Annotated in this window: 21 protein-coding genes; 8 read left to right on the forward strand and 13 right to left on the reverse strand. The window is 61.2% G+C overall.

The window, feature by feature from the left end:
- Nucleotides 1-2 precede the first annotated feature (2 nt).
- Complete coding sequence (gene mfd / locus C5J24_RS04035) at nucleotides 3-3,509, forward strand: transcription-repair coupling factor (RefSeq protein WP_105416629.1); 3,507 nt, start codon at nucleotides 3-5, stop codon at nucleotides 3,507-3,509.
- On the opposite strand, the gene C5J24_RS04040 is transcribed toward mfd, so the two are convergent.
- The 3 genes from C5J24_RS04040 to C5J24_RS04050 are packed head-to-tail and all read right to left on the reverse strand — an operon-like array spanning nucleotide 3,510 to nucleotide 6,978.
- Complete coding sequence (locus C5J24_RS04040; RefSeq protein WP_105415775.1) at nucleotides 3,510-4,448, reverse strand: DMT family transporter; 939 nt, start codon at nucleotides 4,446-4,448, stop codon at nucleotides 3,510-3,512. It lies immediately after the preceding gene.
- A gap of 15 nt (nucleotides 4,449-4,463) precedes the next feature.
- On the reverse strand, nucleotides 4,464-5,135 hold the full coding sequence (locus tag C5J24_RS04045; RefSeq protein ID WP_105415777.1) for a DsbA family oxidoreductase: 672 nt from the start codon (nucleotides 5,133-5,135) through the stop codon (nucleotides 4,464-4,466).
- A gap of 37 nt (nucleotides 5,136-5,172) precedes the next feature.
- Nucleotides 5,173-6,978: an extracellular solute-binding protein gene (locus C5J24_RS04050; RefSeq protein WP_105416631.1), complete on the reverse strand. Its 1,806-nt coding sequence runs from the start codon at nucleotides 6,976-6,978 to the stop codon at nucleotides 5,173-5,175.
- 285 nt (nucleotides 6,979-7,263) lie between these two features.
- Between C5J24_RS04050 and C5J24_RS04055 the strand changes: the two genes are divergently transcribed.
- Nucleotides 7,264-7,911, forward strand: a complete 648-nt coding sequence (locus C5J24_RS04055; RefSeq protein ID WP_037087005.1) for an invasion associated locus B family protein — start codon at nucleotides 7,264-7,266, stop codon at nucleotides 7,909-7,911.
- A 115-nt stretch (nucleotides 7,912-8,026) separates the two neighbouring features.
- Here C5J24_RS04055 and hspQ read toward each other — a convergent pair whose 3' ends face one another.
- From hspQ to C5J24_RS04075, 4 genes are all read right to left on the reverse strand, one after another.
- Nucleotides 8,027-8,356, reverse strand: a complete 330-nt coding sequence (hspQ, locus tag C5J24_RS04060; protein ID WP_046667651.1) for a heat shock protein HspQ — start codon at nucleotides 8,354-8,356, stop codon at nucleotides 8,027-8,029.
- A gap of 94 nt (nucleotides 8,357-8,450) precedes the next feature.
- Nucleotides 8,451-9,374: a DMT family transporter gene (locus C5J24_RS04065; protein ID WP_105415779.1), complete on the reverse strand. Its 924-nt coding sequence runs from the start codon at nucleotides 9,372-9,374 to the stop codon at nucleotides 8,451-8,453.
- A 112-nt stretch (nucleotides 9,375-9,486) separates the two neighbouring features.
- The gene (glnA, locus tag C5J24_RS04070) at nucleotides 9,487-10,896 is read right to left on the reverse strand and encodes a type I glutamate--ammonia ligase (protein ID WP_007753930.1); all 1,410 of its coding nucleotides are present in this window, start codon (nucleotides 10,894-10,896) and stop codon (nucleotides 9,487-9,489) included.
- A 68-nt stretch (nucleotides 10,897-10,964) separates the two neighbouring features.
- Nucleotides 10,965-11,303 (reverse strand): P-II family nitrogen regulator, encoded by a 339-nt coding sequence (locus tag C5J24_RS04075; protein WP_038542987.1) that lies wholly within the window; start codon nucleotides 11,301-11,303, stop codon nucleotides 10,965-10,967.
- 343 nt (nucleotides 11,304-11,646) lie between these two features.
- Here C5J24_RS04075 and C5J24_RS04080 point away from each other — a divergent pair, with 343 nt between their 5' ends.
- Nucleotides 11,647-13,128 (forward strand): NAD(P)H-hydrate dehydratase, encoded by a 1,482-nt coding sequence (locus tag C5J24_RS04080; RefSeq protein ID WP_105415781.1) that lies wholly within the window; start codon nucleotides 11,647-11,649, stop codon nucleotides 13,126-13,128.
- On the opposite strand, the gene C5J24_RS04085 is transcribed toward C5J24_RS04080, so the two are convergent.
- Nucleotides 13,125-13,937 carry a DUF72 domain-containing protein gene (locus tag C5J24_RS04085; RefSeq protein ID WP_105415783.1) on the reverse strand — a complete coding sequence of 271 codons (813 nt, stop codon included), beginning with the start codon at nucleotides 13,935-13,937 and terminating at the stop codon, nucleotides 13,125-13,127. The two genes, C5J24_RS04080 and C5J24_RS04085, sit on opposite strands and share 4 nt — an antisense overlap.
- A 24-nt stretch (nucleotides 13,938-13,961) precedes the next feature.
- Nucleotides 13,962-16,883 carry an excinuclease ABC subunit UvrA gene (uvrA, locus tag C5J24_RS04090; RefSeq protein WP_105415785.1) on the reverse strand — a complete coding sequence of 974 codons (2,922 nt, stop codon included), beginning with the start codon at nucleotides 16,881-16,883 and terminating at the stop codon, nucleotides 13,962-13,964.
- Nucleotides 16,884-17,129: 246 nt separating this feature from the next.
- Between uvrA and C5J24_RS04095 the strand changes: the two genes are divergently transcribed.
- Entirely contained in the window at nucleotides 17,130-17,693 is a 564-nt protein-coding gene (locus C5J24_RS04095; protein ID WP_105400989.1) for a single-stranded DNA-binding protein, read from the forward strand.
- Between the two features lie 49 nt (nucleotides 17,694-17,742).
- Here the strand turns inward: C5J24_RS04095 and C5J24_RS04100 are convergent, their stop codons facing one another.
- Together C5J24_RS04100 and C5J24_RS04105 are read right to left on the reverse strand one after the other, a co-directional pair.
- Nucleotides 17,743-18,891, reverse strand: a complete 1,149-nt coding sequence (locus C5J24_RS04100) for an HPP family protein (RefSeq protein ID WP_105416633.1) — start codon at nucleotides 18,889-18,891, stop codon at nucleotides 17,743-17,745.
- Nucleotides 18,892-18,996: 105 nt separating this feature from the next.
- Nucleotides 18,997-19,626, reverse strand: a complete 630-nt coding sequence (locus C5J24_RS04105) for a MarC family protein (protein ID WP_038542993.1) — start codon at nucleotides 19,624-19,626, stop codon at nucleotides 18,997-18,999.
- 227 nt (nucleotides 19,627-19,853) lie between these two features.
- Between C5J24_RS04105 and gyrA the strand changes: the two genes are divergently transcribed.
- Nucleotides 19,854-22,670: a DNA gyrase subunit A gene (gene gyrA, locus C5J24_RS04110; RefSeq protein WP_105415787.1), complete on the forward strand. Its 2,817-nt coding sequence runs from the start codon at nucleotides 19,854-19,856 to the stop codon at nucleotides 22,668-22,670.
- A 138-nt stretch (nucleotides 22,671-22,808) separates the two neighbouring features.
- Here the strand turns inward: gyrA and C5J24_RS31730 are convergent, their stop codons facing one another.
- Both C5J24_RS31730 and C5J24_RS04115 read right to left on the reverse strand, forming a co-directional pair.
- Nucleotides 22,809-22,952 carry a hypothetical protein gene (locus C5J24_RS31730; RefSeq protein WP_167336316.1) on the reverse strand — a complete coding sequence of 48 codons (144 nt, stop codon included), beginning with the start codon at nucleotides 22,950-22,952 and terminating at the stop codon, nucleotides 22,809-22,811.
- Nucleotides 22,953-22,981: 29 nt separating this feature from the next.
- A complete protein-coding gene (locus C5J24_RS04115) occupies nucleotides 22,982-23,137 on the reverse strand; it encodes a hypothetical protein (protein ID WP_155414821.1) in 156 nt (51 codons plus the stop codon).
- Nucleotides 23,138-23,575: 438 nt separating this feature from the next.
- On the opposite strand from C5J24_RS04115, the gene coaD reads away from it, so the two are divergent.
- The 3 genes from coaD (at nucleotide 23,576) to C5J24_RS04130 (ending at nucleotide 25,250) form a co-directional block, all read left to right on the forward strand.
- The gene (gene coaD, locus C5J24_RS04120) at nucleotides 23,576-24,070 is read left to right on the forward strand and encodes a pantetheine-phosphate adenylyltransferase (RefSeq protein ID WP_105415789.1); all 495 of its coding nucleotides are present in this window, start codon (nucleotides 23,576-23,578) and stop codon (nucleotides 24,068-24,070) included.
- Between the two features lie 27 nt (nucleotides 24,071-24,097).
- Nucleotides 24,098-24,670, forward strand: a complete 573-nt coding sequence (locus tag C5J24_RS04125) for a peptidylprolyl isomerase (protein WP_105415791.1) — start codon at nucleotides 24,098-24,100, stop codon at nucleotides 24,668-24,670.
- A 70-nt stretch (nucleotides 24,671-24,740) separates the two neighbouring features.
- Entirely contained in the window at nucleotides 24,741-25,250 is a 510-nt protein-coding gene (locus C5J24_RS04130; protein WP_046633694.1) for a peptidylprolyl isomerase, read from the forward strand.
- The last annotated feature ends 25 nt before the right edge of the window (nucleotides 25,251-25,275 follow it).

The raw sequence follows: 25,275 nt of genomic DNA on the forward strand, positions 1-25,275 counted from the left end.
CGATGATTCCCGGATTCGACGCGAAGAAGATCGCCGCGGCGCAGACGCCGCTGACCATCGGCAACGTGCCGCCGGGCATGGAGCCGCTGATCCTTGCCGAGCTCGCGCGCGCCGGCCAGGCGGTTGCCTATGTCTTGTCGGACGGCCAGCGCATGCTCGATCTGGAACAGATGCTGTCCTTCGTGGCGCCGGAAATCCCGGTCCTGACTTTGCCGGCCTGGGACTGTCTTCCCTATGACCGCGTTTCCCCGAGCGCCGATGTCTCCGCCCGTAGGCTTGCGGCCCTGTCCGGGCTGATCTCACATGCCAAGAAGCCGCATGCGGCGATCGTGCTCGTCACCGTCAATGCAATGCTGCAGAAGATCGCTCCTGCCGAGATCATCGAAAGCCTCGCCTTCTCCGCCAAACCCGGCAACCAGATCCGCATGGACGACATCGCCGCGCGGCTCGAGCGCAACGGTTTCGAGCGCGTTGCGACGGTCCGCGAAGTCGGCGAATTCGCCGTGCGCGGCGGCATTCTCGATGTCTTCGTGCCGGGCACGGAGGAGCCGGTACGCCTCGATTTCTTCGGCGACACGCTGGAATCGATCCGCTCGTTCGATCCCGCCAGCCAGCGCACCACCGGCCAGGCGCGCGCCCTCGACCTCAATCCGATGAGCGAGGTGACGCTGACGCCGGACACGATCAGCCGCTTCCGCAAGAACTACCTCTCCCTCTTCGGCGCCGCGACCCGCGACGACGCTCTCTATCAGGCGGTCTCGGAAGGCCGGCGTTACCCCGGCATGGAACACTGGCTGCCGCTGTTCTACGACGGTCTCGAAACCGCCTTCGATTACTTCAAGGGGTTCCGGATCGTCACGGACCACACGGCTCGCGAAGCGGCCGGCGAGCGTTCGAAACTGGTGCTCGACTATTACGAGGCACGGCGCGACAGCGGCACCCAGGGCAAGGGTGCGGCCGCCCAGGCGGCGCCATACAAGCCGGTTTCACCGGGTCAGCTCTACCTCGAAAGCAAAGCCTTTGCCGCAGCGCTTGACGCCGTCAACGCGGTGCGCCTGACGCCGTTCAACGAGATGGACGCGGAAGGTCGCCGGGTGGTGACTCTGGATGCGCATGCCGGTCCGCGCTGGGCGAAAAACCAGACGGAAGAGAAGGATCGCGACGAACGGGTCAACGTCTTCGACCTTGTCGTCAAGCATATCGCCGACAAGCGCGCCGAGGGCGCCAAGGTTCTTGTCACCGGCTGGTCCGCCGGCTCGCTCGACCGGCTGCTGCAGGTGCTCGACGAGCGCGGGCTGAAGCGCATCAACCAGATCGACAAGCTTGCCGATCTCGACAAACTGGAAAAAGGCGAGGCGGCTTCTGCGGTCCTTAGCCTGGAGGCCGGTTTCGAGACGGGCAATATCGTCGTCATCGGCGAACAGGACATTCTCGGCGACCGCATGGTTCGCCGCGGCAAGCGCCGCAAGCGCGGCGCCAATTTCCTGACCGAAGTCGCCGGCCTCGACGAAGGTTCTCTGGTCGTCCATGCGGAGCATGGCATCGGCAAATTCGTCGGACTGGTGACGATCGAGGCCGCTGGCGCCCCGCGTGCCTGCCTCGAGCTCCACTATGCCGACCAGGCAAAACTCTTCCTGCCGGTCGAGAATATCGATCTCCTGTCGCGCTATGGCTCGGATGCGGCGGAGGCCCAACTCGACAGGCTTGGCGGCGGCGCCTGGCAGGCCCGCAAGGCCAAGCTCAAGAAGCGCCTGCTTGATATGGCGGACGCGCTGATCCGCATTGCCGCCACCCGCATCACCCGCCGCGCGCCGGTTCTGACCACACCGGAAGGGCTCTACGACGAATTCGCCGCCCGCTTCCCCTATGACGAGACCGAGGATCAGGCGACGGCGATCGATTCCGTGCGCGACGATCTCGGTGCCGGCCGACCCATGGACCGCCTCGTCTGCGGCGACGTCGGTTTCGGCAAGACCGAAGTGGCGTTGCGTGCCGCTTTCTTTGCCGCCATGAACGGCGCGCAGGTCGCGGTCGTCGTGCCGACCACGCTTCTCTCCCGCCAGCACTTCAAGACGTTTCGCGAGCGTTTTCGCGGGCTGCCGATCAAGGTCGAGCAGGCGTCGCGGCTGGTGCCCGCCAAGGAACTCGCCCAGACCAAGAAGGACATTGCCGACGGCAAGGTCGATATCGTCGTCGGCACCCATGCGCTGCTTGGCGCCGGCATCCAGTTCGCCAATCTCGGCCTGCTGATCATCGACGAGGAACAGCATTTCGGCGTCAAGCACAAGGAACGGCTGAAGGAGCTGAAGAGCGACGTGCATGTCCTGACGCTTTCGGCAACGCCGATCCCGCGCACGCTGCAGCTCGCCATGACGGGTGTACGCGAACTGTCGCTGATTACCACGCCGCCGGTTGACCGCATGGCGGTCCGCACCTTCATCTCGCCCTTCGATCCGCTGGTCATCCGCGAAACGCTGATGCGCGAACATTATCGCGGCGGCCAGAGTTTCTACGTCTGCCCGCGGCTGGCGGACCTGCCGGAAATCCAGGCTTTCCTCCAGTCGGACGTGCCGGAACTGAAGGTCGCGGTTGCCCATGGCCAGATGGCGGCAGGCGAACTCGAAGACATCATGAATGCCTTCTACGACGGCAAATACGATGTGCTTCTGTCGACGACCATCGTCGAATCCGGCCTCGACGTGCCGACCGCCAATACGCTGATCGTCCACCGCGCCGACATGTTCGGCCTGGCGCAGCTCTATCAGCTCCGCGGTCGTGTCGGCCGTTCCAAGGTGCGCGCCTTCGCGCTCTTCACGCTGCCGGTCAACAAGCAGCTGACGACCACCGCCGAGCGCCGCCTGAAAGTGCTGCAATCGCTCGACACGCTCGGCGCCGGTTTCCAGCTCGCCAGCCATGACCTCGACATCCGCGGCGCCGGCAATCTGCTCGGCGAAGAACAGTCGGGCCATATCAAGGAAGTCGGCTTCGAGCTCTACCAGCAGATGTTGGAGGAGGCTGTGGCGGAAGTGAAGGGCGACGACGAGATCACCGACACCGGCTGGTCGCCGCAGATTTCCGTCGGCATCACGGTGATGATCCCGGAAAGCTACGTGCCCGATCTGCATCTGCGCATGGGCCTCTACCGCCGTCTCGGCGAAGTCACGGACCTGTCGGAGATCGATGGTTTCGGCGCGGAAATGGTCGATCGTTTCGGCCCGATGCCGGTTGAGGTGCAGAACCTGTTGAAGGTGGTCTACATCAAGTCGCTCTGCCGCAAGGCCAATGTCGAGAAGCTCGACGCCGGCCCCAAGGGTATCGTCGTCACCTTCCGCGACAAACAGTTCCCGAACCCGGCCAATCTTGTCGGTTATATCGCCAAACAGGGGACGCTCGCCAAGATTCGCCCGGACCACAGCGTCTTCCTTACCCGCGACCTGCCGTCCCCCGAAAAGCGGCTGACGGCCGCCGCCCAGGTGATGACCCAGTTCGCGGAACTGGCTAAATCGTGATCATATATCGGGTTTGTTGTCGGGGACAGTGACGACGGCGGCTTGCTGATCCGTCGCGACGGACGCGGGCAGGCGCACGTCGCGTGCCCGCTCGCGGGCGAGCGTCAGGAGGCCGGAGCCGATGATCAGCACGATGCCGATCAACATCGGCAGGTCGACTGTGTCGCCGAAGACGAGATAGCCGAACAGGATGGCCCAGAGCATCTGGCTGTATTGGGTCGGCCCGATCACGGCGGCGGGCGCGTGGTTGGCGGCATACATCAGCCAGACGGTGGCCAGTGCCGCCAGCAGGCCGTATCCGGCAAGCATGACCCATTGCGGAAGGGTGGGCCAATGGAAGTCCGGGATCATCAGGATGCCGAGGATTACGAGAACGCCAAGCACGCCGGCGCCGTAGAGCGAGATGTGCTTCTCGGACGGCCCGACGGCGCGATAGACGATGATCGAGATCGCTCCTGAAAACCCGGCAAAGACCGCGCCGACATGCCCGATCGAAAGCTCGCGGAAACCGGGGCGCAAAATGATCAGAACGCCGACAAAGCCGATGATCACGGCGCTCCAGCGCCGGATTCCGACCGTCTCCTTGAGGAACAGCACCGACATGATCGTCACGAAGGACGGCAGCAGGAAGATCAGCGCGAAGGCTTCCGCCATCGACAGGTAGGTGAAGGCCGCAACACTGCCGATCGTCCCGATAGCCGCGGAGAAGAAGCGCAGGACCCAGAGCGGCCGGTTGGTGCTTCGCACCACGTCGAGCCAGCTGTCGCCTGGTTTCATGAGATAGGGAAAACCGGCGAGCATGAAGACGGCGCCGAAAAAGCCCATTTCATAGGGCGTCAGCGCGCCCTCGATCATCTTGACGCTGGCATCGCTCCAGGAATAGGCGGCAAACGAGGCGAAGGCGAAAAGAACGCCCTTCAAGGTCTGGTCGGTACGCACGCGGTCGGTCCGTTCTCAGATCATGCCCTTGCGGGCTTCCGCCTTCAGCTTGGCGATTTCTCGCAGCGCATTGGCAAGCACATCCGGCGTCTGCGCTCCGCTGACCGCGTATTGTCCGTCGATGATGAAGAACGGCACGCCGGTCACGCCCATCTTCTGGGCCGCCTCGATCTCCCCAAGGACGGTGTCCTTGTCGGCGTCGCTTGCCAGAAGGTTCTCGATGACCTTGCGGTCCAGGCCCGATTGTTCGGCGATATCGGCCAGCACGGCGTGATCGCTGACATTGCGGCCTTCCTCGAAATTCGCCTTAAACAGGGCGGTCGCAACCTTGTCCTGGATTTGGCGATCTTCGACGATCGCCCAATGCAGCAGGCGATGCGCATCGAGCGTGTTGGGGCCGATCTTGATCGCCTCGAAATTGTATTTGATGCCGACTTCTTCGCCGAGTTTCTTCAGCATGGCGTGGGCGCGTTCGACGGCATCCTTGCCGCCGAGCTTGGCGGCAAGGTCGGCCTGATGGTCGACGCCCTCGGGCGGATGGTCCGGATTGAGCCGATAAGGGCGCCAGTTGATATCCACGCCGATCTCGTCCTGCACTTCGGCGACCGCCAGTTCCATCCGCGCTTTGCCGAGGTAACACCAGGGGCAGACGATATCCGAAACGATGTCGATGGTTACGCGCTCCATGGCGGCGTCCTTTCTTCGGTAACCGGAAGAGGCCGGATTATTGCGCCCGCTTATCCCACCAGGTGTTGAGCTGGTAGCCATAGAGCGGGAGCTTTTCCGGATAACCGATATGCTTGCGACGCGCCACCCACTGATCGGGGATATGATAGAGCGGAACGAGATAGTGACCGGAAATCAGCATCCGGTCGTAAGCCCGCACCGCAGCCTCGAAATCCTCCTTGCTGCGAACGGTCAGCATGGCCTCGATCAGCTTGTCGAGATCGGGATCCGCAGTGCCGGCAAAATTGAAGCTGCCGTCGCGATTGCGGGAATCCGATCCCCAGCGCCCGGCCTGTTCGATGCCGGGCGATAGGGACGCGGGATAGGATTTGACGATCATGTCATAGTCGAAATTGCCGGAGCGGGCCTGGTACTGGGCATCGTCGACGGTGCGGATCGACATGTCGACGCCGATCATTTTCAGCGTCCGCTGATAGGCGATCGCGAGCTTTTCCTGGTCCTGGGTCTGGGTCATGACCTCGAAGGTCAACGGCCTGCCCGAAGCGTCCGTCATCCTGCCGTTCTTGATCGCATAACCGCCCTTCCTGAGAAGATCGACCGCATCGCGCAACACCTTGCGGTCCGCGCCGGAAGCGTCGGTCTTCGGCAGATGATAACTGCCGTCGAGCACAACCGGTTCGATCCTGTTCTTGATGGGTCCGAGGATCTTGAGCTCCCGCTCGTCCGCCGGCTTGCCGAGCGAGGAGAGGGGCGAGTTCTGCCAGAAGCTCTCGGTGCGGGTATAGGCGCCCTCGAAGAGGTTCTTGTTGGCCCATTCGAAATCGAAGGCGAGCGACAGGCCGGCGCGCACGTTCACGTCGGCGAAGAGCGCTCTTCTCGTATTGAACACGAAACCGAGCATGCCGGTCGGCAGCTGCGGCTTGAACGCATCCTTGATCACGTCGCCGTTCTGGACCGCCGGGAAATCATAGGCCCGCGCCCAATGTGTCGGGCTGCCGTCGGGATAGATGTCGATCGCGCCCTTCTTGAAGGCCTCGAACAACGTGTTGTCCTGCAGGAAATATTCGACGCTGATCTGATCGTAATTGTCGAAACCCACCTTGGCCGGAATATCCTTGCCCCAGTAACCCGGATCCCGTTCATAAACGATGCGTTCTCCGGGCGAAATGGACTTGATCCGGTAAGGGCCGGAGCCGACCGGCGGCTTTAGCGTCGACTGATCGAAGGTGGCCGGATCGGTTGCGTGTTTCGGCAGGATCGGGGTGCCGGTGGCGAGGATCAACGGAAATTCCCGGTCGGCCTTTTCGTTGAAGGTCAGACGGACGCCGTGCTCGCCGACCTTCTCCATTTTCGCGACGGGCGCCAATCGGGACGAGTATGGAATGCGGGCCTTGTCGCGCAACAGTTCGAACGAAAAGATCACATCATCCGGGGTAACCGGTTGGCCATCCGACCATTTCGCCTTCGGATTGAGATTGAACTGGATGAAGGTCCGGTCGTCATTCCATTCGACGCTCTCGGCCAGCAGACCATAAAGCGTGAACGGCTCGTCGCTGGAACGGGTCATCAGCGATTCGAAGATAAGATTGCCGAAAGCCGGGTCCCAGATGCCGCGCGCCGAGGTGCGCATGCTTTTCAGGATGAACGGATTGAGGCTGTCGAACGTGCCGACGACGCCATAGGTTACACGCCCGCCCTTCTTCACGTCCGGGTTCACGTAAGGGAAATGTTTGTAGTCGGGGCCGAGCGCCGGACTGCCGTGCATGGCTATCCCGTGCACCGGTTCGGCAAGGGCCGGGGTGCCGATGAGAAGCGCGGCGATGAGGGGAAGAAAGCGTCGCATGGAACCCATGGCGGTGAAATCCTCGCTGATTCGCCTGCAAAATAGCGCATGCCATGAGGCCAACCAACCGCCGCGATATGCAAAAGAGTGATCGCCGACGTTAACTCCTTGTCAAAAAATACGAAAGAGGGACTGGATATCGATGTCCGCCCGATGTAACAGGTTGGCCACACGGGCGGGTCATTCAATTGCCTCATTTGACCGACAGGTCACAGGCAGTAGGACACCCCGAGGGAGTTGACGGCGTCTGCCGTACCCAGCGGATTTCAGGAGACGGATCTCGTTATGATGCTTAAGGCAACCCAAGTTCTGCGGACGGCGATGTCCGCTCTCGCTCTTTCGGCCGGCGCAGCAGCGCTGCCGGTCGCAGCCCTTGCACAGGATGCTCCGGCCGCGGCCGCTCCTGGTGCACCGCCGCTCGGCTGGTTCAAGACCTGCACCAAGCAGGACGACAGCGATCTCTGCGTCGTGCAGAACATCATTGCCGCCCAGAACGGCCAGCTCATCACCGCCGTCGGCCTGATCACGGTGGAAGGCAAGGTCAACCGCAAGATCATGCAGGTTTCGGTCCCGACCGCGCGGCTCGTGCCGCCCGGCATCGTCATGCAGATCGACGGCGGCAAGGGCCAGAAGCTCGATTACATCGTTTGCCTTCCGGACAAGTGCACCGCCGAAGTGCCGCTGACCGACGCCATGATTGCTAGCCTCAAGAAGGGCGGCGAGGTGGTCTTCACGTCGATCAACTTCCGCCGCGCTCCGAACCCGATCAAGGTTCCGCTCACCGGCTTCACCGGCGTATTCGACGGTCCGGCCATGCCGCAGGAACAGATCGCTCAAAGCCAGCGCAGCCTCGAAGAAGGCATGCAGCGCAAGGCGGAAGAGACCCGCAAGAAGCTGGAAGACGCCCAGAATTCTGCAAAGCAGGGTCAGTAAGTTCCAGTCGGAACCAAACAGCTTAAAGCCCGGCCAAGCGCCGGGCTTTCTGATTCCGGACATGAAAAAAGCGCCGGCAGAATGCCGACGCCTTTCCGGGTCTTGCGAATTCGGGTTAGTGGGCCAGTATGATCTTGGGCTTCAACTGACCGGATGGGCCGCGATCGAAGATCTGGTAGACCTGCGGATTGCGCAGCGGGGCATCGTTTTCGTCATGTTCCAGGTTCTGTTCCGAGACATAGGCGACATACTCCGTCTCGTCATTCTCCGCGAGGAGATGATAGAAGGGCTGGTCCTTGTTCGGCCGGATTTCTGCGGGAATGGAATTCCACCATTCTTCCGTATTGGCGAATTCCGGATCCACATCGAACACGACGCCCCGGAACGGAAAGACCTTGTGGCGGACCACTTCTCCGATGGTAAATTTAGCGTGGCGTTGTTTCATGGTGCGATGTCCTTTCGCATCCTAATGTGGGAATAAAATTCTCCGACATCAAGAGATTAATGCAGACCGGCCCGCTTCGTTCCACGGGATAGACTTAAGACTTAGTCAGCCTCCGCGGCCGGGTCGTCGCCAGAACTATGCCGCCGAGCACCAGAACGATGCCGACCGCGTGATATCTTTCAAAAGTCTCACCGAGGAATATCACCGCCATGACGATAGAGACCGGCGGCATCATGTAAAGCGTCACTCCCGCCGTCGCCGGGCCAAATATCCTCACCGTATGCTGAAAGCAGTAGAACGCTGCAAGCGAGGCAAACAGGATGATGCCGGCAATCTTCGACCAGGCTGAAAACGTCCTCGGCAGCAGTCCGCCATGGAAGAGTTCCCAGAGCGCCGGGGGCAGCAGCAGGAGCGACCCGGAAAAGCCGATCAGCCCGAACAGCGTGAATGGCCGGATCGCTTGGGCTGCCGGGCGGCGCAGCAGGAGCGAATAGACCGCAAAGGAGATCGCCGCCACGAGCATGCCGAGGTCGCCGACATTGAAATTCATGTGCGCCAGGGCGCCGACGTCGCCCCGCAGCACGATCGCCGCCACGCCGGCGAATGCGACCGCCATGCCCAGAAGCTCGCGGCCGCCGATCCGGCGGCCGGAAAACTGCCATTCGAAAAGGATGATGAACAGCGACGAGGTCGTGTAGATCAGCGTCGCGTTCGATGCCGTCGTCAGTGTCAGCGCCCAATAGACGAAGCCGCCGCTGATGCCGATGCTCAGGAAACCCAGCCACAGCCAGAGCCAGGTATGCCGGCGCACAAAGGTCCAGGCTGCCGTCCAGTCGAGATACAGCAGCGGCACGATGATCAGGGTTGCTCCGGCCCAGCGGATGAAGGCGGTGATGAACGGCCCGATCTCGCCGATCACGCCGCGCCCGAAGATCAGGTTGCTGGAAAAGAACACGGGCACAAGCGCGAAGATCACCCAGTCGATCGGGCGCGGCTGTGGAGGGTTGGGGGAGGTCATCGGCACACCGGCAATGGAGGCGCAAGCCACAAGGCTCGGCGAAATGGAAAACGGCGGGCTTGCGGCCCGCCGTTCGCAACGCAGCCAAGCGCGGAAATCGCGCCCAGTCGGATCAGGCCGAATAGTACATGTCGAACTCGACCGGATGCGGCGTCATTTCGAAGCGCATGACTTCCACCATCTTGAGCTCGATATAGGCGTCGATCTGGTCGTCGTCGAAGACGCCGCCGGCGGTCAGGAACTTGCGGTCGCGATCGAGGTTTTCGAGGGCTTCGCGCAGAGAACCGCAGACGGTCGGGATCTTCTTCAGTTCCTTCGGCGGCAGGTCGTAGAGATCCTTGTCCATGGCCTTGCCGGGATGGATCTTGTTCTTGATGCCGTCGAGGCCGGCCATCAGCATGGCGGCAAAGGCAAGATAGGGGTTTGCCAGCGGATCCGGGAAGCGGACTTCGACGCGCTTCGACTTCGGTCCTGTGCCGAAGGGAATGCGGCACGAGGCCGAGCGGTTGCGAGCCGAGTAAGCGAGCAGAACCGGTGCTTCATAACCCGGGACGAGACGCTTGTAGGAATTCGTCGTCGGGTTGGTGAAGGCGTTGATCGCCTTGGCATGCTTGATGATGCCGCCAATATAGAAGAGGCAGCTCTCGGAAAGGCCGGCATATTCGTCGCCGGCGAAGGTCGGCTTGCCGTCCTTCCAGATCGACTGGTGCACGTGCATGCCCGAGCCGTTGTCGCCGAAGATCGGCTTCGGCATGAAGGTCGCGGTCTTGCCATAGGCATTGGCGACCTGGTGCACGACATACTTGTAGATCTGGATCTTGTCGGCGTTGCGCACCAGGGTGTCAAACTTGACGCCGAGCTCGTGCTGGGCGGAAGCCACTTCGTGGTGATGCTTTTCGACGACCACGCCCATTTCGGCGAGCACGGTCAGCATTTCGGAACGCATGTCCTGCAGGCTGTCGACCGGCGGGACCGGGAAGTAGCCGCCCTTGACGCGGGGCCGGTGGCCAAGGTTGCCGGTCTCGTAGTCCGTGTCGTCGTTGGACGGCAGTTCCGACGAATCGAGCTTGAAGCCGGTATTGTAAGGATCGGCCTTGTACTTGACGTCGTCGAAGACGAAGAATTCCGGCTCGGGGCCGACAAATACCGTATCGCCAATACCGGATGCCTTCAGATAGGCTTCGGCCTTCTTGGCCGTGCCGCGCGGATCGCGGTTGTAGGCTTCGCCGGAAATCGGATCGAGGATGTCGCAAAAGATGACCATGGTCGACTGGGCAAAGAACGGATCCATGTGGACCGTCGCCGGGTCGGGCATCAGCACCATGTCCGACTCGTTGATGGCCTTCCAGCCGCCGATCGAGGAACCGTCGAACATGACGCCGTCGGCGAACATGTCCTCATCGACCGACGCAATGTCCATGGTGACGTGCTGCAGCTTGCCCTTGGGGTCGGTAAAGCGCAGGTCCACGAACTTGACGTCGTTTTCCTTGATTTGTTTCATGATTTCGCTTGCGCTCGTCATATGACCTCCTCGATGTACGATGACGATGAACCCCGGCCTTTGGCCCTAGGGCGTTTATTGGGGGGCGTTTAGATGGCGTCCACGCCCGTTTCACCGGTGCGGATGCGGATGACTTCCTCGATGTTGGAAACGAATATCTTGCCGTCTCCAATCCGTCCAGTCTGTGCCGCATTGCGGATGGCTTCGATGACGGCATCCGCGTTCTCGTCCGCCAGGACTACCTCAACTTTGACCTTCGGCAGAAAATCGACGACGTACTCCGCGCCGCGATAGAGCTCGGTATGGCCCTTCTGGCGGCCAAAGCCCTTGGCTTCGGTCACTGTGATCCCCTGCAACCCGACTTCCTGAAGGGCTTCCTTCACTTCGTCGAGCTTGAAAGGCTTGATGATCGCTTCGATCTTTTTCATGAGAAACTATATCTCCGCTTCTCTCTTGAAGCAGGCCGTTACCCGCTCGCACATGCCAATGCAGTTATCGTGCCAAACTCAGACGACACTTTCAAAAAAATAATGCAGTTTTGCCCTAATTCCCTACAAAACAGCAGCTTCAGTGACAAAATTGCTTCCGTTTTTCTCACAATTGGTGCGTTGCGGCACAAGAATCGGAGTTTTTTGAAGTTTTTCCATTAGTTAAGCATTGTCGAATATAGCACGGGTGAGGACGTAAATTTAGGCATTTGCACAATTTTTTGCCTATCTAGCGGGCCAGACGGCGCTTGTTTTCTGATCATCTTTCCGTTCAATTGCGCCTATGGATGCTTCGCTTGTCTCATTGCTTCTGACACCCGACGAGATGGCAGCGGCGGACGCCGCCTCTGCCCGATCCGGCATTCCGTCATTCGATCTGATGGAGCGGGCAGGGCAGGCGGTTGCGGCGGCCGCACTCCGGCAATTTCCCGGCGCCTTGCGTTTTGTCGCGCTCTGCGGCCCCGGAAACAATGGCGGCGACGGATATGTGGCGGCCCGCGTGCTTGGCCAAGCCGGGGCTCCTGTTCGCGTCCACCATCTCGGCGACCCGCAGAAGCTGAAGGGAGATGCCAGGCAGGCGCGCGAGCTCTGCGACCTGCCGTCTGAACCGCTCCAAGCCTACCGGCCGATGGCGGGCGACGTGGTGATCGATGCGCTGTTCGGCGCCGGCCTGACGCGTGACGTGCCCGACATTGTCGCGGATGTGATCCGCCGGGTCGGCGAGGCGCGGATACCGGTTATCGCCGTCGACCTGCCTTCCGGTCTCTGCGGAAGGCGTGGCGTACCGCTCGGCGCCGCCTTTCAGGTCGTCCATACGGTCACCTTCATGACCCGAAAGCCGGGCCACCTGCTGCTGCCGGGAAGGTCACTTTGCGGTGACGTCGAGGTTTTCGATATCGGCATTCCGGCCCGCATCATCCGTGAGGTTGCGGGCGAGACGAGGGAAAACGGACCGGAATTGTGGCGCGGTCTGTTGGCCGAGCCGGGACGCGAAACCCATAAATACCGCCGCGGACATCTGGCCGTATTTTCCGGCGAGGCTGGCAAGACGGGTGCGGCTCGGCTTTCTGCGACCGCAGGCCTGAAGGCCGGGGCAGGGCTGGTGACGGTCGGTTCGCCGAGCACTGCCATGCCGGTCAACGCAGCCTCGCTGACTGCGATCATGCTGCATCCGGTCGATACGGTGAAAGATCTGGAAAACTGGCTCGGTTCGGCAAAACTCGCCGCTTTTGTGCTCGGACCGGGCTTCGGCATCGGCAAGAAAACAAGACAATTCGCGCTGGCGCTGAAGGATCGCCCGCTGGTGCTCGATGCAGACGGCATTACTTCCTTCAAGGAAAAGCCTTCGGACCTGTTCGATGCCTTTGCCGGCGAGGAGACCCGTCTGGTGCTGACGCCGCACGAGGGCGAATTCGCCCGCCTGTTTCCCGACATCGCCGCGGATGACAACCTGAGCAAGGTGGAAAAGGCGGTGAAGGCCTCGACCCGAGCCCACGCTGCCATTGTCTACAAGGGCGCCGATACGGTGATCGCCAGCCCCGATGGACGCGCCTATATCAATACCAACGGACCGCCGTGGCTCGCGACTGCCGGTTCCGGCGACGTTCTGGCCGGCGTGATTGGCGCATTGCTCGCCCAAGGCATGCCCGCCTTCGAGGCAGCCGCAGCAGGCGTCTATCTGCATGGCGAAGCCGGCAAGCGGGCGGGCAGGGGCATGACGGCCGAAGATCTCGCCGTCCATGCCGGCATCGGCCTGGATCCCTAGCTTCGGCTTTCCAGGAGTTCGCGCATCGCCATCGCGCCATAGGGCGCGTTCACCTTGCCCTCGTGGATGAAGAAGGCGAAGACGTCGCGCGGCTCCTTCTTCGGCTTGTGTTTGTCATCGACCAGCGGCAGGTCGTCCGGCACGCCGCCCTCGGCCCAGGTTTCCAGCCTTTTCGCCCAGGCTTTCATATCCTCTTCTGCATAACAGGTCTTGATGTCGTCCGACCCCTTCTGCAGGCGCGCGTAGACGAAATCCGCCGTGACATCCGCGATCATCGGATAGTCGAAATGATCGGCACAGACGGGCGCGATGTTGTATTTCGAAAGCAGAGCGATGAATTCCGGCACCTTGAACGTGTCGTTACGGACCTCAACCACATGGGTCAGCTTCAGCCCGTCCAACTTGTTCGGCAGCAATTTCAGGAAGGCCTCGAAATCATCCGCTTCGAACTTCTTGGTCGGCGCGAACTGCCAGAGCAACGGCCCGAGATGGTCGCCAAGCTCGGTCAGGCCCTGGGTCAGGAATTTCTCGATCGATTCTCCTGCCTCGGCCAAAACCTTGCGGTTGGTGGTGAAGCGGCTTGCCTTCAGCGAAAAGATGAAGCCGTCCGGCACTTCCGATGCCCATTTGGCGAAGGTTTCGGGCTTTTGCGACCCGTAATAGGTGCCGTTGACCTCGATGACCTTCAGTTTGCTGGCCGCATATTCGAGCTGCTTCTTTTTCGCCAGTTTTTCAGGATAGAACGTGCCCTCCCACGGCTCGAAGGTCCAGCCGCCGATGCCCGTGCGTATTGTGCCGGCTTTGGTCATGAATTGCCTCCCTTGTGCGGAGGTTCACTCCGCCGCTTCCACCTTCTTCATCGGCCGCCGCTCCAGCAGTTCCTTCAGGAAGTGGCCGGTATAGGACCGCTTTTCCTTGACGATCTGCTCGGGCGTGCCGGCCGCGATCACTTCGCCGCCGCCGGTGCCGCCTTCCGGGCCGATATCGATGATCCAGTCGGCCGTCTTGATGACCTCGAGATTGTGCTCGATAACCACCACGGAATTGCCCTGGTTCACCAGTTCCTGCAGCATTTCCAGAAGCTTGGCGACGTCGTGGAAATGCAGGCCGGTCGTCGGCTCATCGAGGATGTAAAGCGTGCGCCCCGTCGAACGTTTTGACAATTCCTTGGCTAGCTTGACGCGCTGCGCCTCGCCACCCGAAAGCGTATTGGCCTGCTGGCCCACCTTGATATAGCCGAGGCCGACATCGAAAAGCGATTGCAGCTTGTCGCGCACCGCCGGAACCGCCGAGAAGAACTCGACGCCTTCCTCGACCGTCATGTCGAGCACGTCGGCGATCGACTTGCCCTTGAAGGTGACGTCGAGCGTCTCGCGATTGTAGCGCTTGCCGTGGCAGACGTCGCAGGTGACGTAGACGTCCGGCAGGAAGTGCATCTCGATCTTGATGACGCCGTCGCCCTGGCAGGCTTCGCAGCGGCCGCCCTTGACGTTGAACGAGAAACGACCCGGCTGGTAGCCGCGAGCTTTAGCCTCCGGCAGGCCGGCAAACCAGTCGCGGATCGGCGTGAAGGCGCCGGTATAGGTGGCGGGGTTTGAACGCGGCGTCCGGCCGATCGGTGACTGGTCGATATCGATCACCTTGTCGATGTGTTCAAAACCGTCGATCCTGTCGTGCTCGGCCGGGATTTCGCGGGCGCCCATGACGCGGCGTGCGGCGGATTTGTAAAGCGTCTCGATCAGAAAAGTCGACTTGCCGCCGCCGGACACGCCTGTCACAGCGGTGAACACGCCGAGCGGAATGGCGGCCGTGACATTCTTGAGGTTGTTGCCGCGGGCGCCAAAAACCTTGATTTCCTTTCCCTTTTTCGGCTTGCGGCGCTCGGCGGGTACCGGCACGCCGAGCTCGCCCGACAGATATTTGCCGGTCAGCGATTTCGGATTGGCCATCACCTCGTTGGGCGTGCCTTCGGCCACCACCTGTCCGCCATGGATGCCGGCCGCAGGGCCGATATCGACCACGTAGTCGGCACTCATGATCGCGTCTTCGTCATGCTCGACGACAATCACCGTATTGCCGATGTCGCGCAGGTGTTTCAGCGTATCGAGCAGGCGGGCATTGTCGCGCTGGTGCAGGCCGATCGACGGCTCGTCGAGAACGTAGAGTACGCCGGTCAGGCCGGAGCCGATCTGCGAGGCAAGCCTGATGCGCTGGCTTTCGCCGCCGGAGAGCGTGCCGGAATTGCGCGACAGGCTGAGATAATCAAGGCCGACATCGTTCAGGAACCGCAGGCGTTCGCGGATTTCTTTCAGAATGCGGACCGCGATCTCATTCTGCTTGGCGTTCAACTGTTCCGGCAGCACCTCGAACCAGTCACGCGCGATCCGGATCGACATCTCGGTGACCTGGCCGATATGCAGCTTGTTGATCTTTACGGCGAGTGCCTCCGGCTTCAGGCGATAGCCGTTGCAGGCCGGGCAGGGGGCCGCCGACATGTACCGTTCGATCTCCTCGCGCGCCCAAGCGCTGTCGGTTTCCTTCCAGCGGCGTTCGAGGTTCGGCACGATGCCTTCGAAATTCTTGACCGTTTTGTAGGAGCGGGCGCCGTCGGCATAGTGGAATTCGATCTTTTCCTCGGTGCCCTCGAGGATGGCTTTCTGCGCCTCTGCAGAAAGCTCGTTCCAGCGGCTGGACAGCTTGAAATCGAAAACCTTGCCCAGTGCTTCGAGCGTCTGGTTATAGTAGGGAGACGTGGATTTCGCCCATGGCGCAATCGCGCCGTCGCGCAGTGTCCGGGCAGGTTCCGGCACGATCAGTGCTTCGTCCACCTTCTGCTGCGAGCCGAGACCGTCGCAGGTCGGGCAGGCGCCAAATGGGTTGTTGAACGAAAACAGCCGCGGCTCGATTTCCGAAATGGTGAATCCGGAAACGGGGCAGGCGAATTTTTCAGAAAACAGCACCCGCTCATGCGTTTCGTTGAGGGATTTGTTCGCGGATCCGCCGGCCGAAGTCTCTTCCGGCGGAAGCGGCTTGTCGGCGAATTCGGCAACCGCCAGCCCGTCGGCCAGTTTCAGCGAGGTTTCGAGACTGTCGGCCAGGCGCGCGGCAATATCGGAGCGGACCACGAGCCGGTCCACGACGATATCGATATCGTGCTTGTATTTCTTGTCGAGCGCCGGAACGTCGGCGATCTCGTAAAACTGGCCGTCGACCTTGACGCGCTGGAACCCCTTTTTCATCAGGTCGGCGAGTTCTTTTTTGTACTCGCCTTTGCGCCCGCGGATCATCGGTGCCAGAATATAAAGACGCGTGCCTTCCTCGAAGGCGAGGATGCGGTCGACCATCTGGCTGACCGTCTGGCTTTCGATCGGCAGGCCTGTCGCCGGCGAATAGGGCACCCCGACGCGTGCAAAAAGCAGGCGCATATAGTCGTAGATTTCGGTGACCGTGCCGACCGTCGAGCGCGGATTGCGCGAGGTCGTCTTCTGCTCGATCGAGATTGCCGGAGAAAGCCCGTCGATCTGGTCGACATCCGGCTTCTGCATCATTTCCAGGAACTGGCGCGCATAGGCCGAAAGACTTTCGACATAACGCCGCTGGCCTTCTGCGTAGATCGTGTCGAAGGCGAGCGAAGACTTGCCCGAACCGGACAGGCCGGTCATGACGATCAGCGAATTGCGGGGCAAATCGAGATCGATCCCCTTCAAATTATGCTCGCGCGCACCACGTATGGAAATGCTCTTCAGTTCGCTCATCTTATGCTCTCGGGAGGATCGAAGGCCCTTATGTAGTGATTGATCCACGACTGTCGAGACGAAACTGCTGTCGTGCAACGCCGTTCCCGAGTCGGTTGACAGCACTATAGGAATAAAATAGAACAAATAAAGAACAAATTTGCCTGTGGATTAAAGATCGCAAAAACCCAATGGCTGGGCCCGATGGGCTAGAGTGCCGCGATTGATTTTTGGTGCCGTTACCGGGCGGCAGATGAGGTGATGAATATGGCTGGTAGTGTGAACAAGGTAATCCTGGTGGGGAATGTGGGGGCTGATCCTGAAATCCGCCGGACGCAGGACGGCCGGCCGATCGCCAACCTTCGCATCGCCACGTCCGAAACCTGGCGCGATCGCAACAATGGCGAACGCCGCGAGAAGACCGAATGGCATACTGTCGTCGTCTTCAACGAAGGTCTCTGCAAGGTCGTCGAGCAATACGTGAAGAAGGGCGCCAAGCTCTATATCGAAGGCGCGCTGCAGACCCGCAAGTGGCAGGACCAGACCGGCAACGACCGCTATTCGACGGAAATCGTGCTTCAGGGCTTCAACTCGACGCTGACCATGCTGGATGGCCGCGGCGAGGGCGGCGGTGACCGTGCTGGTTTCGGCGGTGGCGGCGGCGGCGGCAATCGTGTCGGCAGCGATTTCGGCGGCAATGATTTTGGCGGCGGTGACGATTACGAGCGTCGGCCCGCTGCGGGCGGCGCGAGCCGCGGCGCTCCGTCCTCCGGCGGTCAGCCGGCCGGCGGCAATTTCTCGCGCGATCTCGACGACGACATCCCGTTCTGATCGATCGGTCGGCATCGATTTATAAAACGGCAGCTGCCTGAATTATCGATCAGGCGGCTGCCTTGTCGGCGAGCATCGCGACCAGGACGTCCGATTGCGAGAGAATGCCGACCAGCTTGTTGTTCTCGCGGGTTACCGGCAGGTAGTGCAGCCCCTCCTCGGCGAAGATGACGATAGCGTCTGCGATCGGCGTGGCCGGGCCAACCGTCCTGACAGGCGCTGTCATGATGTCCTTGACCGTGTCGTTCGGTGCGCTGGCCCCCGACAGGACGAGGCGCACACGCTGGGCAAAACCGATTTTCGGCCGGCCTCTCGTCCAGTTCGCCTTGTCGAGAAAATCTGTCTGGGTGACGATGCCAACCACTTCCGCCCTGTCGTTGGTAACCGGTAGGGCCTTGAAATGGTGGGCGCGCATCAGGTCGTGCGCCTCCTTCAGCGTATTGTCGGGTGCGACCGCCACCACATCGCGCGACATGATGCTGGCGCAATCGAGATGGCCGGCGCGCCGGCGATAGGAGCGCAATTCCGTCCGCCGCAGGATGGTTTCGAGGTCGTCGCGGTCGATATCCAGGAATTCGTCGTATTCTTTCAGGACATCGTCGAGGTCGGCGGAGGTAAAGCCGATCCGCTGGATCGAGGCGGGATCGGTCGTGCCGTGATCGGCCGCCGTCGGCTTGGCCGCGTGCGGGTATCGACGTCCCGTCAGATTGTTGAAGGCCAGCGCGAGCAGCAGCAGGGCCAGCGAGTTGCCGGCGACGGGCCAGATCACGAAACCATATCCGAGTTGGTGGATGGCCGGCCCACCCAGCACCGCGGTCAACGCGATCGCCCCGCTCGGGGGATGCAGGCACCGAAGCGTCATCATCGCGGCGATGGCAACGGCGATTGCCACCGCCGAGGCCAGGAAGGGGTCGGGTATCAAAAGCGCGGCGGTCACGCCGACAAGAGCGGCGACGATATTGCCGCCAAGGATCGACCACGGCTGGGCAAGCGGGCTGGAAGGCACCGCAAACAACAGCACGGCCGAAGCCCCCATGGGGGCGACCAGCGCCGGAAGCGTTGCATCTGCCTTCAAAGCCAGGCTTCCCAGCAGTCCCGTCACCAGAATGCCCACGAGCGCGCCAAGTGCGGCACGCAATCGTTCCTTGGGGCTGACGGGGGTGGCTTCCGGCAGGAGCCGGCGCAACATGCGGCGCATCATGGAGACCTTCGAGTGAGGTGAGATGAATCGCGTTTTAGCAGAAAATTCCGCTCTGTCGCCCAGGTCTTACCTAACGCTGGGTCCTACGCGAAGGGTGCGGGCCTAAAGATTGAAGGCCGAGCGCACCCCGTCGACGACGAACTGAACGGAGAGCGCCGCCAGGATCACGCCGAGCAGACGGGTGAGGATCGCCCTTCCGGTGACCCCGAGGAAACGGTCGAGCCGTTCGGCGACCAGAAGCGTTGCGTAGACGAGCAGCATGATCAGCGCGATGACGCCGATGAAAAGCGCCCGATCGAGAACGCCGGGCAGGGTGCCGGAAAGCAGGACGGTAGCCGAGATCGCGCCCGGTCCGGCAATCAGCGGCAGCGCCAGCGGAAACACCGCAATATTGTGGATGTGGTCGATGGTGATCGCCGCCTGGGATGTCTTCTCCTTTCGCTCCTGGCGTTTCTCGAACACCATTTCGAACGAGATCCAGAAAAGCAGCAGGCCGCCGGCGATGCGGAAGGCACCGATCGAAATGCCGAGCAGCCCGAGCACGCTCGAACCGAACAGCGCGAAGACGGCGAGGATGCCGAAGGCGATCAGCGATCCCCGGAAGGCGACCTGGCGGCGCTGGAGGGCGGTCATGCCGACGGTCAGGCCCAGAAAGACCGGCGCCAGACCGGGCGGGTCGAGTGTCACGAGCATCGTGGTCAGCGCATTGACCAGCATATCGGGGGTCGCCATATCCTCTCCCTGTCAGGCTGCAATCCTTGCAGTCGCATGCGAAGATTGTTAGGACAGGCCGGCAGCGAAAGAAAGCCCACCCCGTCAGCGTCGCGGCATGTTTCGACCTTGTTCAAAAGCCGTGTTAAAGCCGCAAAAGCTGTTCAAAACCATTGTGGAAATTGGCGCTCGGAACCGCTTTCCGCTATAAAAAAGAAACTGATTCCGAACAGAGATCGTGATCCGATTTGACTGAGCAAAGCACACCCGGCGGCGGAAAGCTGCCTCCAGGCATCGAACCCATTTCCATCATGGAAGAGATGCAGCGGTCCTACCTCGATTACGCCATGAGCGTCATCGTCAGCCGCGCCCTTCCTGATGTCCGCGACGGACTGAAGCCGGTCCACCGGCGCATCCTCTACGGCATGTCGGAACTCGGCATCGACTGGAACAAGAAATATGTCAAATGCGCCCGTGTAACCGGGGACGTGATGGGTAAATTCCATCCCCACGGCAACTCGGCCATCTATGACGCGCTGGCGCGTATGGCGCAGGACTGGTCGCTCCGCCTGCCGCTGATCGACGGCCAAGGCAATTTCGGCTCGATCGACGGCGATCCGCCGGCGGCCGAACGTTACACCGAATGCCGCCTCGAGAAAGCGGCCCACGCGCTGCTCGACGATCTCGACAAGGAAACCGTCGATTTCCGCGACAACTATGACGGCACGCTCTCCGAGCCCGTCGTGGTGCCGGCGAAATTCCCGAACCTTCTGGTCAACGGCGCAGGCGGCATCGCCGTCGGCATGGCGACCAACATCCCGCCGCACAATCTGGTGGAAGTGATCAACGGCTGTATCGCCCTGATCGACAACCCGGCGATCGAGCTGCCGGAAATGATGGAGATCATTCCCGGTCCGGACTTTCCGACAGGCGCCCTGATTCTCGGGCGGGCCGGCATCCGTTCCGCCTATGAGACCGGCCGCGGCTCGGTGATCATGCGCGGCGTCGCCGCAATCGAACCGATGCGCGGCGATCGCGAGCAGATCATCATCACCGAAGTTCCCTATCAGGTGAACAAGGCGACCATGGTCGAGAAGATCGGCGAGCTGGTGCGCGAAAAGCGCATCGAGGGCATTTCCGACCTGCGCGACGAATCCGACCGCCAGGGTTACCGGGTCGTCGTCGAGCTGAAGCGCGATGCCAATGCGGACGTGATCCTCAACCAGCTCTATCGTTACACGCCGCTGCAGACCTCGTTCGGCTGCAACATGGTGGCGCTGAATGGCGGCAAGCCGGAACAGCTCGCGCTGCTCGACATGCTGCGCGCCTTCGTGTCCTTCCGCGAGGAAGTGGTGAGCCGGCGCACGAAATACCTGCTGCGAAAGGCTCGCGAACGTGCTCACGTCCTGGTGGGCCTGGCGATCGCGGTCGCCAATATCGACGAGATCATTCTCCTGATCCGTCGCGCACCCGATCCGCAGACGGCGCGCGAGCAGTTGATGACCCGTCGTTGGCCGGCTCAGGACGTCGATGCGCTGATCCGGCTCATCGACGATCCGCGCCACAAGATTAACGAGGACGGCACCTACAATCTGTCCGAGGAACAGGCGCGCGCCATCCTCGAGCTCCGTCTCGCCCGCCTGACGGCTCTCGGCCGCGATGAAATCGGTGACGAACTCAACAAGATCGGCGCCGAGATCAGCGATTACCTCGACATCCTGTCGTCGCGCCTGCGCATCCAGACGATCGTCAAGGAAGAGCTCGCTGCCGTACGCGATGAATTCGGCACGCCGCGCCGCACGCAGATCCTCGAAGGCGGTCTCGAAATGGACGATGAGGATCTCATCGCCCGCGAGGACATGGTCGTCACCGTTTCGCATCTCGGTTATATCAAGCGCGTCACGCTCGGCACCTATCGCGCCCAGCGTCGCGGCGGCAAGGGCCGTTCCGGCATGGCGACGCGCGACGCGGATTTCGTCACGCGCCTGTTCGTGGCCAATACCCACACGCCGGTTCTGTTCTTCTCCTCGCGCGGCATCGTCTACAAGGAAAAGGTCTGGCGCCTGCCGATCGGCACGCCGCAGTCCCGCGGCAAGGCGCTGATCAACATGCTGCCGCTGGAGCCGGGCGAACGCATCACCACGATCATGCCGCTGCCAGAGGACGAAACGACCTGGGAGAACCTGGACGTGATGTTCTCGACAACCCGCGGCACCGTTCGCCGCAACAAGCTGTCGGACTTCGTGCAGGTCAACCGCAACGGCAAGATCGCCATGAAGCTCGAGGAAGAGGGTGACGAAATCCTCTCCGTCGAGACCTGCACCGATCAGGACGACGTGCTGCTGACCACGGCGCTCGGTCAGTGCATTCGCTTCCCCGTCGGTGACGTGCGCGTCTTTGCCGGCCGCAATTCGATCGGCGTACGCGGCATCACGCTCGGCGAAAGCGACCGCATCATCTCCATGACCATTGTCGGCCATGTGGACGCGGAGCCCTGGGAGCGTGCGGCCTATCTCAAGCGTTCGGCGACCGAACGTCGCGCCGCAGGCGTCGACGAGGAGGATATCGCTCTCGTGGGTGAGGAAGTCACCGAGGAGGGACAGCTCTCCGACGAGCGTTACGAGGAACTGAAGGCCCGCGAGCAGTTCGTGCTGACGGTTTCCGAAAAGGGTTTTGGAAAGCGGTCGTCTTCCTACGACTTCCGCACCTCGGGCCGCGGCGGCAAGGGCATCCGCGCTACCGATACGTCCAAGACCGCGGAGATCGGCGAACTGGTCGCTGCCTTCCCGATCGAGGACAACGACCAGATCATGCTGGTGTCCGATGGCGGTGTGCTGATCCGCGTGCCGGTCAACGGCATCCGCATCGCCAGCCGCGCTACGAAGGGCGTTACGATCTTCTCGACCGCCAAGGACGAAAAGGTTGTCTCGGTCGAGCGTATCAGCGAGCCGGAAGGCGACGAGGAAAACGGCAATGGCCTGCCGGAGGAAATCGTCAGCGAGACCGGTGATCTCGGCGCTGCCGCCCCGGAAGCGGGTCCGACGGATGAGGGTGCGGCGGAATAAGCCGCACCTCAATCAAAAAACGCCCAAAATAAAAAGCCGGAGGATGAAAATCCTCCGGCTTTTGTTTGAACCGCTTGCGACGGGAAAGTCTGCGTGAATGCGGTTCGCTACTGTCAAATCGTCAAATCGGGCAATCCGTCAGAACACGCTGTGGCGGCGCGAGAAATCCCTGAAATCCTTCATGTCGGCACGTTCGCGCCGGAGCTCGGAAATCGTTGAGGCCACGGAAGCCACGAACATGATGCTGATCAAACCTGCAAGTACTGTCAACGTCACGAACATGGGGTTCCTTTCTCGTCCGTGTATCCGCCTCAGTAGTACGAGAGATCGCTATAACGGCCCGTTACTTGCGGATAATTGAGATCTGCCAATTGGGATTTATCTTGATAAAGGGTTACCGTTGCCGTCAGCATCACCGCAATCATGGCCGTCCAGACCAGGTTGATCATGGTGATCTTGTCCAGCATGATCGTTTTCCTTCTCGCGATCATCGCCATCTGTCCTTCTTGTTAGCCTGAACGCGCATCGCGCAAACAGGTTCCACCGCATTTTGAGAGATACTTAACCGTGTGGCTCTGAAGCGACCTTGAATGCTCTGTTCATCTGGCGTTCAGAATTCGAAGTCTCTTTCAGGCTTCTTCCGGTCCGAAGGCGACTACGAAAGCCTCCAATGCAAAAGCGAGAACCACGGCTCCCATCACCATCAAAGCCAGCATTTGTCGTCGTTTCTCCCGAGATACGCACGGGTCTTTCGCCCGCCACGATCGCCATAAGACCATGGCGCCGCTGAAACGCCCTTGAACGGGCCATTCATCTTTCGTTCAGAATTGGGAGATGCTTGCGGTTGGGCGGCTTCCGTGACAAAAGGCGCGTGAAATTTCGCTGAAACAGTTCCGGACCTCGGCATGACCACCGCTTTTTATCCCGGTTCTTTCGATCCGATGACCCACGGACATCTGGACGTGCTCGTCCAGGCGCTGAATGTCGCGGACAAGGTGATCGTCGCGATCGGCATTCATCCGGGCAAGGTGCCGATGTTCACCTTCGAGGAGCGGGCCGAACTCATCAGCGCCTCGCTTGCCGAAGCGTTGCCGGGCAAAGCCAGCCACGTATCGGTGGTTTCCTTCGACAAGCTGGTGGTCGATGCCGCCCGCGCCAACGGCGCCGGCCTATTGATCCGCGGCCTGCGCGACGGCACCGATCTCGACTACGAAATGCAGATGGCAGGCATGAACCGGCAGATGGCGCCGGATATCCAGACCGTCTTCCTGCCTGCAGGCACTGCGTCGCGGCCCATTACGGCCACATTAGTCCGGCAGATCGCGGCGATGGGCGGCGACGTCAGCGCTTTCGTGCCTGCCGCGGTCCTGAAGGCCCTGAACAACAAGCTGAAACGCTGATCGTTTCCGAAACCCGGAGATCTTTCCATGAAACTGCTTCGTCTTGCCGTCGCCGGCGCTTTCGCCCTCGCCTCCATGGTTCTGCCGGCTGTTGCCGCGCCGGATGATTTCCTGACCATCGAGCTGAAGGATGGCCCCGTGCTGATCCAGCTGATGCCGGAAGTTGCGCCGAAACATGTGGCGCAGATGAAGGCGCTCGCCACCAAGGGCGAATACGACAACGTCGTCTTCCATCGGGTCATCAACGGCTTCATGGCCCAGACGGGCGACGTAGAGTTCGGCAAGCAGGGGGGCAAGAGCTTCAACCCGGCTCGCGCCGGGATGGGCGGCTCGGAAATGCCGGATATTCCGGCCGAATTCTCGAAAGTGCCGTTCGAGCGCGGTATCGTCGGCATGGCGCGGTCGCAGGATCCGAATTCCGCGAACTCGCAATTCTTCATCATGTTCACCAAATACCCGAGCCTGGACGGCCAGTATACCGCCGTTGGCAAGGTCGTGTCCGGCATGGAACTGGTCGACAAGATCAAGCGCGGCCAGGGTAGCAATGGCGAGGTCACCAATCCCGACAAGATGATCAAGGTCACCGTCGGTAAGAAGTAGGCCGCAGGAATTAAACGAAGGGCGCCCCTGTCGCAGACGACGATCGGGTGCCGAATTAAGGAGAAAGCATATGGCCGAGATCAAAGATCCGGAAAACACCCTCATCATGGAAACCACCAAGGGCAAGGTCGTCATCTCGCTTCTGCCCGACCTGGCGCCGGGCCACGTCGCCCGCGTCAAGGAGCTTGCCCGCGAGAACGCCTATGACGGCGTGGTTTTCCATCGCGTCATTCCCGATTTCATGGCCCAGACAGGCGACGTGAAATTCGGCAAGCAGGGTTCCGAGAGCTTCAACCCGGCCCGCGCCGGCATGGGTGGCTCGGAAAAGCCGGACCTCAAGGCTGAATTCTCCGCCGTCCCGCATGTCCGCGGCACCTGCTCCATGGCCCGTTCGCAGAGCCCGAACTCGGCCAACTCGCAGTTCTTCATCTGCTTCACCGACGCCCCGTGGCTGAACAAGCAGTACACTGTGTGGGGCCAGGTCATCGAAGGCATGGACTTCATCGACCAGATCAAGAAGGGCGAGCCGGTCAAGGATCCGGACTCGATCGTTTCGGTGCGCGTCGCCGCCGACGTCTGATCTCGACGGAACGAATGGCCCGCTC

It is taken from the genome of Neorhizobium sp. T25_27, assembly GCF_002968565.1.
Classification (GTDB): domain Bacteria; phylum Pseudomonadota; class Alphaproteobacteria; order Rhizobiales; family Rhizobiaceae; genus Neorhizobium; species Neorhizobium tomejilense.